At 70.2% G+C, this 13,288-nt stretch carries 13 protein-coding genes; 9 read left to right on the plus strand and 4 right to left on the minus strand.

All coding sequences use genetic code 11. The annotated features are described in order from the left end of the window. Positions 1-54: 54 nt before the first annotated feature. The 9 genes from ACLF6P_RS02170 to ACLF6P_RS02210 all read left to right on the plus strand — a co-directional run bounded on the left by ACLF6P_RS02170 (position 55) and on the right by ACLF6P_RS02210 (position 9,542). Complete coding sequence (locus ACLF6P_RS02170) at positions 55-816, plus strand: YcnI family copper-binding membrane protein (RefSeq protein ID WP_415947599.1); 762 nt, start codon at positions 55-57, stop codon at positions 814-816. Between the two features lie 19 nt (positions 817-835). Next, the gene (locus ACLF6P_RS02175; protein WP_415947601.1) at positions 836-1,498 is read left to right on the plus strand and encodes an SCO family protein; all 663 of its coding nucleotides are present in this window, start codon (positions 836-838) and stop codon (positions 1,496-1,498) included. Then, the gene (locus ACLF6P_RS02180; RefSeq protein WP_415947602.1) at positions 1,495-1,968 is read left to right on the plus strand and encodes a copper chaperone PCu(A)C; all 474 of its coding nucleotides are present in this window, start codon (positions 1,495-1,497) and stop codon (positions 1,966-1,968) included. The genes ACLF6P_RS02175 and ACLF6P_RS02180 overlap by 4 nt, the downstream gene beginning before the upstream one ends. 17 nt (positions 1,969-1,985) lie before the next feature. Beyond that, complete coding sequence (locus ACLF6P_RS02185; protein ID WP_415947603.1) at positions 1,986-4,037, plus strand: copper resistance CopC/CopD family protein; 2,052 nt, start codon at positions 1,986-1,988, stop codon at positions 4,035-4,037. A gap of 33 nt (positions 4,038-4,070) precedes the next feature. Beyond that, positions 4,071-5,384, plus strand: coding sequence for an iron uptake transporter deferrochelatase/peroxidase subunit (gene efeB / locus ACLF6P_RS02190; RefSeq protein ID WP_415947604.1), 1,314 nt, complete (start codon positions 4,071-4,073; stop codon positions 5,382-5,384). 44 nt (positions 5,385-5,428) lie between these two features. Beyond that, complete coding sequence (pheA, locus tag ACLF6P_RS02195; protein WP_415947605.1) at positions 5,429-6,364, plus strand: prephenate dehydratase; 936 nt, start codon at positions 5,429-5,431, stop codon at positions 6,362-6,364. 554 nt (positions 6,365-6,918) lie between these two features. After that, a complete protein-coding gene (gene serS / locus ACLF6P_RS02200) occupies positions 6,919-8,196 on the plus strand; it encodes a serine--tRNA ligase (protein ID WP_415947606.1) in 1,278 nt (425 codons plus the stop codon). Then, positions 8,193-9,026, plus strand: coding sequence for an HAD family hydrolase (locus ACLF6P_RS02205; RefSeq protein ID WP_415947607.1), 834 nt, complete (start codon positions 8,193-8,195; stop codon positions 9,024-9,026). The genes serS and ACLF6P_RS02205 overlap by 4 nt, the downstream gene beginning before the upstream one ends. A gap of 78 nt (positions 9,027-9,104) precedes the next feature. Further along, the gene (locus ACLF6P_RS02210; protein WP_415947608.1) at positions 9,105-9,542 is read left to right on the plus strand and encodes a DUF488 domain-containing protein; all 438 of its coding nucleotides are present in this window, start codon (positions 9,105-9,107) and stop codon (positions 9,540-9,542) included. A 4-nt stretch (positions 9,543-9,546) separates the two neighbouring features. Here ACLF6P_RS02210 and ACLF6P_RS02215 read toward each other — a convergent pair whose 3' ends face one another. The 4 genes from ACLF6P_RS02215 to ACLF6P_RS02230 are packed head-to-tail and all read right to left on the minus strand — an operon-like array spanning position 9,547 to position 13,205. Continuing rightward, positions 9,547-10,266, minus strand: a complete 720-nt coding sequence (locus ACLF6P_RS02215; protein ID WP_415947609.1) for an ABC transporter permease subunit — start codon at positions 10,264-10,266, stop codon at positions 9,547-9,549. A gap of 15 nt (positions 10,267-10,281) precedes the next feature. Further along, complete coding sequence (locus ACLF6P_RS02220) at positions 10,282-11,193, minus strand: ABC transporter ATP-binding protein (RefSeq protein WP_415947611.1); 912 nt, start codon at positions 11,191-11,193, stop codon at positions 10,282-10,284. 3 nt (positions 11,194-11,196) lie between these two features. Continuing rightward, positions 11,197-12,096: an ABC transporter permease gene (locus ACLF6P_RS02225; RefSeq protein ID WP_415947612.1), complete on the minus strand. Its 900-nt coding sequence runs from the start codon at positions 12,094-12,096 to the stop codon at positions 11,197-11,199. Further along, on the minus strand, positions 12,093-13,205 hold the full coding sequence (locus ACLF6P_RS02230; protein ID WP_415947614.1) for an ABC transporter ATP-binding protein: 1,113 nt from the start codon (positions 13,203-13,205) through the stop codon (positions 12,093-12,095). Before ACLF6P_RS02230 ends, ACLF6P_RS02225 begins: the two co-directional genes overlap by 4 nt. Positions 13,206-13,288 lie beyond the last annotated feature (83 nt).

A 13,288-nucleotide genomic window follows, 5' to 3' on the forward strand; every position in this document is an offset into this window, starting at 1 on the left:
AGCGGCCCGCGCGTCCGACGACATCTCCCACCCCAGTCGAGTGGAGTTTCCGCAATGAAGATCTCGCGTGTTCTGACCGCTTCCGCCGTCGCCGCCGGCAGCATCGTCCTGCTCGCCCCCGCCGCCTTCGCCCACGTCACCGTGCAGCCGCAGGGCGAGGCCGCCAAGGGCTCGTACGCCACCGTCAACTTCAAGGTGCCCAACGAGTCCGACAAGGCCTCCACCGTGAAGCTCGAGGTCAACTTCCCCACCGACCAGCCGCTCTCCTCCGTGATGCCGCAGCCCGTGCCCGGCTGGAAGATCGAGGTCACCAAGTCCAAGCTGGACAAGCCGCTGGAGATCCACGGCAACAAGATCAACGAGGCGGTCTCCAAGGTCACCTGGACCGCGGACGGCAAGGGCATCGAGCCGGGCCGCTTCCAGCAGTTCCCCGTCTCGCTCGGCCGGCTGCCCGAGGACGCCGACCAGATGGTCTTCAAGGCCCTGCAGACGTACAGCGACGACGAGATCGTGCGCTGGATCGAGGAGCCGGTCGAGGGCGGCGAGAAGCCCGAGAAGCCGGCGCCCGTACTGCAGCTCGCCATGGCCGCCGAAGGCCACGGCGGCTCCGGCGCCGACAAGGCGTCGAACGACGGCAAGGCGTCGAACGCCGACGCCAAGAGCGGCGACGAGAAGCAGAACACCGCGGCGGCCGCCGTCGGCTCCACCGACACCGCCGCCCGCGTCCTCGGCATCGTGGGCATCCTGGTCGGTGCCGCCGGTGTCGCCTTCGGTGTCCTCGCCGGCCGCCGACGCACCGCCACCGGCTCCAACTGACCCTTCGGGACACTTCACCATGCGTACCAAGCACCTCGCTGCCGTCGCCCTGCTCGCCGCCGCCTCCTTCACGCTGACGGCGTGCGGCGGCGGCAACGCCGGCGACGACAGCCCCGCCGCCGTCGAGGTGACCGCCGACAAGGCGGCCACCGTCCTCGACAAGCCCTTCGAAAAGCCGGACATGATCCTCACCGACACGAACGGCGAGGAATTCGACCTCCGCGAGCAGACGAAGGGCAAGCCGACCCTGCTGTACTTCGGGTACACCCACTGCCCGGACGTCTGCCCGCTGGCGATGAGCAATCTCGCCGTCGCCAAGAAGGAGCTGGAGAAGAAACTCTCCAAGGACGAACTCGCCGAACTCCGGATCATCATGGTCACCTCCGACCCGGAACGTGACACCCCCGAGCACCTGGGCAAGTGGATGAAGGCACAGGACCCGTCCTTCATCGGCCTGACCGGCGACTTCGCCACCATCCAGGCCGGCGCCCGCACCCTCGGCATCACGATCGAACCGCCCGTCGAGGAGAAGGACGGCACCATCACCTCCACCCACAGCAAGCAGGTCGTCGCCTTCTCACCGAAGACCGACGAGGGCTACGTCCTGTACAACGCCTCCGAGGCCACCGCGGACGACTACGCCGCCGACCTCCCCAAGCTCGTGAAGGGGGCCAGGCCGTGAGGCGCCGCACCACCGCACTCGCCGGCGCCATAGCCATCGCGGCAGCGCTCGGCCTCACCGGCTGCTCCGGCTCCGGAACCGGGGACGAAGCCACAAACCGCGCACCGCAGCTGAGCGTGACCGGCGGATTCATCCCCGAACCCGCGCTGAAGAACACGGCCGGCGGATTCCTGACCATCGTCAACAAGGGCGGCGCCGACAAGCTGCTCTCCGTCAGCAGTCCCCTGGCGAAGGAGACCATGGGACACCGCACGGTCGACGGCCGGATGGAGAAGGCCGAGTCCTTCGACATCCCCGCAGGCGGCGAACTCAGCTTCGAGCGCGGCGGCAACCACCTCATGTTCATGGACCTCGCCCACAAGCCGAAGGTCGGTGACAAGGTCGAGGTGGAACTGCGGTTCGAGAAGTCGGAGCCGCTGACGGCCGAACTCGAGGTCAAGGAAGCCACGTACAACCCGCAGAACAGCTGACAAGGGGACCGCAAGCCATGCTGCCCACCGACCCCCGCCCCCGCCCCGGTCCCCGCCTCCGTACGGGTGTGGCGCACCGCCCGCTCGTACAGTTCGTGCTGCTCTTCGCGGCCGTCGCCGCCGCGCTGCTCGCCGGCGCCGCACCCGCATCGGCACACGCGGCGCTCACCGGGACGGACCCCGGGCAGGGGTCGGTGGTGCAGCAGGCACCCGAGAAGGTCACCCTGCACTTCTCCGAACAGGTCGCCATGGCCGAGGACTCGATCCGCGTCCTCGACCCCAAGGGCAAACGCGTCGACACCGGCGAGATCAAGGACGTCGGCGGCGACAAGGGCGCCTCGTACGAGCGGCGCCTGCTCGCCGGGCTGCCCGACGGCACGTTCACCGTCGCCTGGAAAGGCGTCTCCACCGACAGCCACCCCGTCTCGGGCGCCTTCAGCTTCTCCATCGGCGCGCCCTCCGAGACCACCGTGCAGCTCACCGGCGAAGCAGCCGGCGAAGGCGCGGTCGGAGCCCTGTACGGGATCGCGCGCTACCTCTCGTACGCGGCCTTCGCCGTCGTCGCCGGCGGCGCGGCCTTCGTGCTGATCTGCTGGCCCGCAGGCGCCGGCGCCCGCCCGCTGCAACGGCTCCTCGCCTACGGCTGGATCACCCTGACCGCCGCCACCTTCGCCCTGCTGCTGCTCCGCGGCCCCTACGCGAACGGCGGCAAGCTCTCCGAACTCCTCGACCTCGGCCAGATCAGCGCCGTCCTGCAGACCAAGACCGGGGCGGCCCTCGTCTCGCGGCTGCTCCTCCTCGCGGCCGCTGCCCTGTTCATCGCAGTGCTCTTCGGGGCGTACGCGCAGCGCGAGGACGAGAAGGAGAAGCGGGACCTGCGCTTCGGTCTGGGCTTCGGCGGCACCGTGGTCGCGGCCGGCATCGCCTCGACCTGGGCGCTGTCCGAACACGCCTCCAGCGGCATCCAGACGGGGATCGCGATGCCCGTCGACGTACTGCACCTGCTGGCCGTCGCCGCCTGGCTCGGCGGACTGACCGCGCTGCTCGTGGCGCTGTTCAAGGTGCCCGGCATCCAGGCCTCGGCCGTGCGCCGGTTCTCCATGCTGGCGTTCTCGTCGGTGACCGTGCTCGCCGTGACCGGGATCTACCAGTCCTGGCGCCAGGTCGGTTCGTGGTCGGCGCTGACCGGGACGGCGTACGGGCAGCTGCTCGTCGTCAAGATCGGGCTGATCGCGGTGCTGCTCGGGGTCGGGTGGATCTCGCGGCGGTGGACGGCGCGGCTGGCGGAGACGGAGGAGACCGGGGCTTCGGGCGCCTCGGAGCCGGGCGCTACCGCGGGCTCGGTGAAGGTGATCGGGCAGCGGAACAAGGTGACCGCAGCGGCCGGGGCTTCCGGGACTTCCGGGACTTCCGGGACTTCCGGGGCTCCTGAGGCTTCCGAGGCTTCCGGGGCTTCCGGGGCTTCCGAGGGGTCGGGCCCGGCGGGCGCCGAACCCCGGGACGCCGAGCGGGCCGCCCAGCTCGCCCGGCAGCAGGCCGCCATGGCCACCGCCCGCAGAAAACAGCAGCGGGACGCGGACCCGGGCCGCGCCGGGCTGCGGCGCTCGGTGCTCACCGAGGCAGGCATCGCCCTCGTCCTGCTCGCCGTGACCACCGCGCTGACCGCGACGGAACCCGGCCGCACCCTCGAGGAACTCGAACAGTCCGCGCCCGCGGCCGCCACGAGCGGACCGGTGGACCTCGAACTGCCCTTCGACGCCAAGGGCGAGAACGGCAAGGGCGAGGTCCGAATCAATCTGACACCCGGCCGCACGGGCACCAACGAACTCCACCTGTGGGCCACCGACCCGGACGGCCGGCCCCTCGACCTCCCCGAGATCAAGGCCGCCTTCACGCTCAAGGACAAGAACATCGGCCCGCTGCCGGTCACACCCGACCGGATCGTTGCCGGACACTGGTCCTCGACCGGGGTGCAGATCCCGATGGGCGGCGAGTGGGAAATCGCGGTGACCGTGCGCAGCTCGGACATCGACCAGGTGACCGTACGCAAGAACGTGCAGCTGGGCTGAGCATGCCCGTATACAAGGATCGGCTGAACAACGATGCAGGACAGTAAGGGCCGTAAGAAAACGGCTGACGAGACGACGCAGGGCCCGAAGGCCACGAAGCCCGCGGACGCGGATGCGGCCACCGCAGGCATCTCGCGGCGGCGGCTGCTCGGCACCGCGGGTGCCGTCGGCGCGGGCGGCCTGGCGCTCGGCGCCGCGGGCGGGGCGGCCGCGCACGCCGCCACCGCACCGGACTCTCCCACCGCACTGAGCAGCCTCGGCGCCACCGAGGTCGCCTGGGGCGGCGAGCACCAGCCGGGCATCCTGACGCCGATGCAGGCCAGAGGCCACCTGATCGCCTTCGATCTCGCGCCGGGCGCGGGCCGCAAGGAGGCAGCGGCGCTGCTGCGGCGCTGGTCGCGGACCGCCCGACGGCTGATGCGCGGCGAAACCACCGACAGCGGCACGGCCATCGCGCTCGACGCGGGCCCGTCCTCGCTGAGCGTCACCTTCGGCTTCGGCCACAGCTTCTTCTCCCGTACGGGCCTTCAGAAGCAGCGCCCGAGCGCCCTCGACCCGCTGCCGCCGTTCTCCTCGGACCAGCTGGATCCGGGGCGCAGCGAGGGCGATCTGTGGATCCAGATCGGCGCGGACGACGCCCTCGTGGCCTTCGACGCGCTGCGTGCCCTGCAGCAGGACGCCGGAAAGGCGGCGAAGGTGCGCTGGCAGATGAACGGCTTCAACCGTTCGCCGGGTGCGACCGCCGACCCCATGACGGCACGGAACCTGATGGGCCAGGTCGACGGCACCAACAACCCGAAGCCCTCGGAACCGGACTTCGACCAGCGCGTCTTCGTGCCCACGTCAGGCGCGGACCCGGCGTGGATGGCAGGCGGCTCCTATGCGGTGGTCCGCCGGATCCGAATGCTCCTCGACTCCTGGGACGGGCTCTCCCTCGACGAGCAGGAGAAGGTCATCGGCCGCCGCAAGTCCGACGGCGCACCGCTGTCCGGCGGTACGGAGACCACAGAGCCCGAACTCGACAAGGCCGGCGAGGACGGCCGGCCGGTCATCCCCGCAGACGCCCACGCCCGCATCTCGCGCCCCGACCAGAACGCCGGGGCCGCGATGCTGCGCCGCCCCTTCTCGTACCACGACGGCATCGCCCCGGACGGCACCCCGGACGCCGGGCTCCTCTTCATCTGCTGGCAGGCGGACCCACTGCGCGGCTTCACCGCGGTCCAGCGCAAGCTCGACCGCGGGGACGCTCTCTCGGCCTTCATCCGGCACGAGACGAGCGGGCTCTTCGCGGTACCCGGCGGGCCCGGCGAAGGCGAGTACGTGGGGCAGCGCCTGCTCGAAGGCTGAGCAAGGCCCCACACCCCCGTCCCCCGTACGGATAGGCTGACGGCATGTCGGCGACGCGTTATACGTACCTCGGCCCCGAAGGCACCTTCACGGAGGCTGCCCTGCGCACCCTGCCCGAGGCCGCCACGCGCGAGCTCGTCCCCATGGTCTCGGTGCCCGCCGCGCTGGACGCCGTACGCAACAACGAGGCCGCCGCCGCACTCGTACCGATCGAGAACTCCGTCGAGGGCGGCGTCACCGCCACGCTCGACGAGCTCGCGACCGGCGAACCGCTGATGATCTACCGCGAGGTGCTGCTCCCGATCGCCTTCGCGCTGCTCGTGCGGCCCGGCACGAAGCTCTCCGACATCAAGACCGTCACCGGCCATCCCGTCGCCCAGCCGCAGGTCCGCAACTGGCTGCGCGCCCAGCTGCCGGACGCCCTGTGGGAGTCCGCCGCCTCCAATGCGGACGGCGCCCGGCTCGTCCAGGAGGGCCGTTTCGACGCGGCCTTCGCGGGGGAGTTCGCGGCCGCGACCTACGGCCTCGAGGCCCTGGTCACCGACATCCACGACGCGGAGAACGCCGAGACCCGTTTCGTGCTCGTCGGCCGCCCGGCCCGCCCCGCCGCACCGACCGGCGCGGACAAGACCTCCGTGGTGATCTGGCTCGGCGACGACCACCCGGGTGCCCTGCTCGAACTGCTGCAGGAATTCGCCGTACGCGGCGTCAACCTGATGCTGATCCAGTCCCGGCCGACCGGCGCGGGCATCGGCAACTACTGCTTCGCCGTGGACGCCGAAGGCCATATCTCGGACCGGCGGGTCGGTGAGGCCCTGATGGGGCTGAAGCGGATCTCGCCGAAGGTGCGTTTTCTCGGTTCGTATCCGCGTGCGGGTGTCTCGCCGGGCGAGGTGCGGGCCCTGCGGCAGGGGACGACGGATGCCGACTTCGTCTCGGCGGCGGATTGGCTGGCCAGGGCGCAGGACGGGCGGGCCTGAGGCCGGAGCCGGGGCGGGCTCAGGCCCGCATCCCCGCATCCCCGCATCCCCGCATCCCTGCATCCCCGCGTCAACTCTTGCCACAATCGGCCCCGATGGGGGCAATGCGACCTTTTCGGCTTGACTCAAGCCCCTTGCGAGAGGCGGAAGTTGGGACCGAGTTGTCCACAGCAGCACCCGGCGCCATCAAGTTATCCACAGGGCGCCGCCGCGCTCTGTGGATTCCGGAACTGATCATTCAGATTCGGTCACTGACGCCTCAGGATTCCCGGTTCAAATCACCCGTACACATACTTTCGAGTGGAATCGAATCCCTCCATCGAGTTGATCGAAGGAAACACGCTGACGAAGGGTGACATGCACCGCTGTGGACGAAGCTGGGGCGAAGAAGCAGATTTGTCGACCCTGTCACCGTTTGCAGTCGACTTATCCCCAGGTCGAGATTCACCCCTGTGGAAAACTTCTGTGGACAGAGACAATCCGATCACCGCTCCGCGGAATCGCCACGGAATACCGTTCGGAGCCTGCGCACCCGCACCGGTAGCCTGTGACGCGTGATTGACCTTCGACTGCTCCGTGACGACCCCGACCGTGTCCGCGCCTCCCAGCGCGCCCGAGGTGAGGACGTCGCGCTCGTCGACTCCCTCCTCCTGGCCGATGAACGGCGCAGGTCGTCCGGCGTCCGCTTCGACGAACTGCGTGCCGAGCAGAAGGCGATCGGCAAGCTGATCTCCAAGGCCTCGCCCGAGGAGAAGCAGGAGCTGCTGAAGAAGACCGGCGAGCTCGCCGCCGCCGTGAAGGCCGCGGACGCCGAGCAGGACGAGGCGAAGGCCGAGACCGAGCAGCTGCTCCAGCGCCTGGGCAACCTCGTGCACCCCGAGGTGCCCGTCGGCGGCGAGGAGGACTTCGTCACCCTGGAGACGCACGGCACCATCCGTGACTTCGCGGAGGAGGGCTTCGAGCCCAGGGACCACCTGGAGCTCGGCCACATCCTCGGCGCCATCGACACCGAGCGCGGCGCCAAGGTCTCCGGCTCGCGCTTCTACTTCCTGACCGGCGTGGGCGCCCTCCTGGAGCTGGCCCTGGTCAACGCGGCGATCGCGCAGGCCACCGAGGCCGGGTTCACGCCGATGCTCACCCCGGCGCTGGTCCGCCCGCAGTCCATGGCCGGCACCGGCTTCCTCGGCCAGGCCGCCGACGACGTCTACCACCTCGACAAGGACGACCTGTACCTCGTCGGCACCTCCGAGGTCGCGCTCGCCGCGTACCACCGCGACGAGATCATCGAGGCCGACCGGCTGCCGCTGCGGTACGCGGGCTTCTCGCCCTGCTTCCGCCGCGAGGCCGGCTCGCACGGCAAGGACACCCGGGGCATCTTCCGGGTCCACCAGTTCGACAAGGTCGAGATGTTCTCGTACGTCGATCCGGAGGACTCGCAGGCCGAGCACCAGCGGCTGCTCGCCTGGGAGAAGCAGTGGCTGAACTCGCTCGAGCTGCCGTACCGCGTGATCGACGTCGCCACCGGTGACCTCGGCTCCTCCGCCGCCCGCAAGTTCGACTGCGAGGCGTGGATCCCCACCCAGGGCAAGTACCGCGAGCTGACCTCGACCTCGGACTGCACCGAGTTCCAGTCGCGGCGGCTCGCCATCCGGATGCGGGACGGCAAGCAGGTGCGGCCGCTGGCCACGCTCAACGGCACGCTGTGCGCCGTACCGCGCACCATCGTGGCGATCCTGGAGAACCACCAGCTGGCCGACGGTTCGGTGCGCGTGCCCGAGGTGCTGCGTCCCTACCTCGGCGGGCGTGAGGTGCTGGAGCCGGTCGCCAAGTGAGTGCACCTTCCGGCGCCGGGGCCGTGGGGGGCTTCCCGTACAAGCTGATCGCGACCGACCTCGACGGCACGCTGCTGCGCGGCGACCACACCGTCTCGCAGCGCACCCGGGACGCGCTCGCCGCATCGGTGGCGACCGGTGCGGCACACATCGTCGTCACCGGGCGCTCCGTCCCCTGGACCCGGCACATCCTCGACGACCTCGGCTACGAGGGGCTCGCGGTCTGCGGGCAGGGCGCGCAGGTCTACCACGCCGGCGAACACCGGCTCCTGACCTCCGTCACCCTCGACCGGCAGCTGGCCGCTCTCGCCCTCGCCAAGATCGAGGCGGAGGTCGGCCCGCTGTCCCTGGCCGCGAGCCGGGACGGGGTCGACGGGGATGTGCTGATCGGCCCCGGATACGAGGCGCAGGAAGGACCGCTGCCGTATGTGCCGATCAACGACGCGTCGGAGCTGTGGTCGGCACCGCTGAACAAGGTGTACGTGCAGCATCCCCGGCTCGGCGACGACGAGCTGTGGGCCGTGGCGCACCGCGTCGCCGGAGAACTCGTCGGGGTGACGATGGCCGGGGCGGGCATCGTGGAGATCCTGCCGCTCGGGCTGTCCAAGGCCACGGGACTCTCACTGGCGGCGCGGCGGCTCGGGGCCAGGCGCGCGGACACGGTGGCGTTCGGGGACATGCCGAACGATGTGCCGATGTTCGGGTGGGCGGCTCATGGGGTGGCCATGGCCAATGCGCACGACGAGCTGAAGGCCGTTGCGGACGAGATGACGCTCTCCAACGAGGAGGACGGCATCGCGGTGGTGCTGGAGCGGATGCTGCGGGGGTGAGTGCGGCGCACCGTTGGTGAGTGCGGCGCAGCGTTGCGGTGGGCTGCGAGTGAGGCCGTGCGGTCGTAGGCTCGCCGTATGAGTGTGCGTGCCCGCAGGGTGTACGAGGAGCCCTCGGCGTCGGATGGGCAGCGGGTGCTGGTGGACCGGCTGTGGCCGCGGGGTGTGGCGAAGGCCGCCGCGCAGGTTGATGCGTGGCCGAAGGAGCTGACGCCGTCGACCGAGCTGCGGAAGTGGTTCCACGCGGGTGGGTCCTTCGAGGAGTTCTCACAGCGGTACGAGGCGGAACTCGCCGCTCCCGCGGCGGCGGCCGCGCTCGGTGAGCTGCGTGAGCGGGTGGCGGCGGGGCCGGTCACGTTGCTGACGGCGGCGAAGGATGTCGGGCGCAGTCATGTGGCGGTGCTGCTGCGGCTGCTGTCGACCGACGCCCGGGGGGCGGAGCCCCCGGGTGGCCCCGCCCACTCTGCGGGTGGCCCCGCCCACTCCGGAGGAGCCCCCGAGGGGCACGAGGTCTAGTCGTCTAGTCCTCGCCGGCGAGTGTCAAGGTGCGCAGCTTGTGGCCCGCGTACCAAGTGGCCACGAGGGTGACCGCCGCGAGGAGTACCACCGCCGCGGGGAGCCCCACATCGGACTTCACCAGCTCGCTGCCGGCGACGTTCTCCGCGAGGGCGAGGGCCCACTGCTGAACACTCAGCGTGCGCGCGCCGGCGACCAGCGAGCCGAAGAGCGCCTCCCAGACCAGGGCGTAGACAAGGCCGAAGACCACGGCGTGTTTGGTGATGGTGCCCAGGAGCAGGAAGAGCGCGGCGTACGCGACCGAGGCGACGAGCGCCGCGATGGTGTAGGCGACGGCGACCTGCTGGCCGTTCCCGTTGAGGATCATGCCCGCGATGAACGTGGGAATGGCCGAGAAAGCCATGGTCACGGCGATCGCGACGATGAGTTTCGTCGTGATGATCGTGGGGCGTTTGACGGGCTTGGAGAGGAGATAGACGACGGAGCCGTCGTCGATCTCCGGGCCGATCGCTCCCGTACCGGCGATGACGCCGATCAGCGGCACCATCGTGGCGAGGGCGAATCCGCCGAGGAGGTCGGCGGCGACCTGGTCGTCCGCGCCGGTGAGGGCGCGTACCGCCACCGAGGTGGCGATGAGCAGCACCGGAAGCAGGAAGAGGATGAGTGCGCGGCGGCGGCCGAGGAGGGCGCGGTAGGTGAGCCGGGCGACAGTCGGGTCGTACATGAGTCGTGGCTCCCTTCAGGCCGTGACGAGGTAGGAGAAGACCGATTCCAGCGACTCGTCGGAGGGCGAGACGGTGAGCAGCCGGATGCCCTGGTCGCGGGCGACGCGGGGCAGGAGTTCGGTGAAGCGGCCGAAGTCGACGGCCTGGATGAGCAGCGCGCCTTCGGTGAGGTCGACTTCGATGCCCGCGGTGGAGGGGTCGGCGATCAGGGCGGCGGCGAGGGCACGGTCGTCGCTGGAGCGGACGGTGTAGCGGTGCGGGCGGTCGGTCATGAGGCGGCGGATGCGGCGGAAGTCGCCGCTGGCCGCGTGCCGTCCGGCGACGATGACCTCGATGTGGGAGGCGAGCTGTTCGACCTCTTCGAGGATGTGGGAGGAGAACAGGACGGTTCGTCCTTCGGCGCCCATGCGGCGGAGCAGGTCCATGAGGTGCATGCGCTGGCGCGGGTCCATGCCGTTGAACGGCTCGTCGAGGAGCAGTACGGACGGGTCGTGGACGAGGGCGGAGGCCATTTTGACGCGCTGGCGCATGCCCTTGGAGTAGGTGGAGATCTTGCGGTCCTCGGCGTACTCCATCTCGACGGTGGCGAGGGCCTGCTGGGCGGCCTTCTTTCCGAGGCCGTGCAGTTCGGCGTTGGCGAGGACGAATTCGCGGCCGGTGAGGAAGTCGTACATCGCCTCCCGTTCGGGGACGAGGCCGATCTCCTTGTAGATCTGTTCGTTCTTCCAGATCGGGCGGCCGTCGAGGGTGACGGTGCCGGTGGAGGGGGCGAGGAAGCCGCCCATCATGTTGATCAGGGTGGACTTGCCTGCGCCGTTGGGGCCGAGCAGGCCGGTGACGCCCGGGTCGATGCTCATCGTGACGTCGTTGACGGCGACGACATTGCCGAACCAGCGGGACACGTGGTCGATTTCGATGGTGGCCATGGTTCAGAGCCCGGCCTTTCGGTAGCGGCGCATCAGGGCTCCGTACGAGCCGGCGATGAGCGCGAGGACGGCCAGGAGGTAGACGATGCCGGTGCCGGCGTCCGGCCCGTAGCCTTCGGGGAAGGCGGAGCTCGCGCCGAGGAAGGCGGTCTGCACACCGTCGATCAGGGTGATCGGTGAGAAGAGGCCGAGCCATTCGATGGCGCCGGTGGAGCCCGTCTCGTAGGCGATCGCCTGGACGGTGGAGACGGCCCCGTACGAGATGGTCAGTACGGCGATGACGGCGGCGACGCCGAAGCCGCGCCGGGGGGTGAGCGCGGCCATCACGAGGCCGATGCCCGCGAAGAGCAGGGAGAGCAGCAGCACGGAGACCAACCCCTGTGCGAAGCCGGCGGTCTGGTCGGAGATGTCCATCTTGGCGAGCAGTGCGCCCGCGTAGAGGATGATCAGTGGGACCCCGGTGAGGATGAGGAGCGCGGTGGCCATGGCGGCGTACTTGGCCAGGACGTAGTCGATGCGTTCGACGGGGCGGGAGAAGTAGAGCGGCACCGTTTTGAAGCGCAGGTCGCGGGAGACCGACTGGGGGGCCTGGGCGGCGAGGAAGAGGCCGATGACCGCCTGGGTGACGATGGCATAGCGGGTGTATTCGATGGGCAGCGCGTTCGCGTCGGTGGCGACGGCGACCGCGACGATGATCGCGGCGGGCACGCACATGACGGCGGCCAGGATCATCGGGGTGACCTTGGACTTCGCGCTGCGGCCCAGGCCGTACGCGCCCCGCAGGGACTGCGAGTAGAGCGAGCGGCGGGCGTAGGCGCGGCCGAGACGGGGGCCGTCGTAGTTGCGGTAGCCGATGTTGTGGATCCGGGTCTGGGCTGCCTGGTCGGTGGGGGTGGTGGTCATGGGGCCGGTACCTCCTCGGCGCTGCCGGTCCGGCCGGCCTGGTCTGCCTGGTGGCCCTGATCTGCTCGGTGGCCCTGATCTGCTCGGTGGCCCTGGTCTGCCCCGTGGGTCTGGTCTGCCCCGTGAGTCTGGTCTGCCCGGTGGGCCGGTTCGTCCTTGAACACCTCGGAGATGTGGTGCCGGCGCTGTTCCATGCGGACGAGGCCGAGGCCCAGTTCGGCGACGGTGTCCCGGACCAGGTCGTAGGTCTTCTCGCCGGTCGCTTCGAGCAGCAGGATGTGTCCTGCGCCGGGCAGGCCGTCCTCCACCCCGGCGTGCAGGGTGACGCCGCGGGCGGCGAGCGCTTCGCGTACCGCGGTGGTGCCGTCCGGGTGCGCGTCGGTGTCGGTGACCTCGACCGCGAGGGTGCCCATGGTCTGGGTGAAGTCGCTGGTGGAGCTGGAGCGGAGCAGCTTGCCGCCGTCGATGACGACGACGTGGTCGCAGGTGCGCTCCAGTTCGCCGAGCAGGTGGCTCGTCACCAGGACGGAGATGCCGAAGTCCGTGTGCACGCGGCGGATCAGGCCGAGCATCTCGTCGCGGCCGACGGGGTCGAGGCCGTTGGTGGGCTCGTCGAGGAAGACCAGATCCGGGTCGTGGACGAGCGCCTGGGCCAGTTTGACCCGCTGTTTCATGCCCGTGGAGTAGCCGCCGATGGGGCGGTAGCGCTCCTCGTACAGGCCGACGTGACGCAGGGTGTCGGCCGTGCGCTCGCGGGCCGCGGCGGGCGGCAGCCCCGACATCCGCGCCATGTGGACGACGAACTCGGTGGCCGAGACGTCCGGCGGCAGGCAGTCGTGCTCGGGCATGTACCCGACGCGCTCTCGGATCTCGCCGCCTTTGCTCGCGACGTCCAGACCGAGCACGGCGGCTCGGCCCTCCGTGGCGGGGGACAGGCCGAGGAGAATCTTGATCAACGTGGACTTGCCGGCCCCGTTGGCACCGACGAGTCCGGTCACACCCGGGCCGATGTCCATCGAGAGCCGGTCAAGAGCGGTAACCCTGGGGAACCGCTTGCTCAGGCTTTCGGTCGCGATCACAGTCACGTCTTCGACGGTAGTGGCGCGCATCACGCCTGACGTCAGCCCTGACTCCTGTGTGCGCCTCCGACTTTGGTCGTACGGGCCCGTAGGGGTCCGACTTGGGGGGGGAG

Source organism: Streptomyces lothianensis, from assembly GCF_047779955.1.
In the GTDB taxonomy this organism is placed as follows: Bacteria; Actinomycetota; Actinomycetes; order Streptomycetales; family Streptomycetaceae; genus Streptomyces.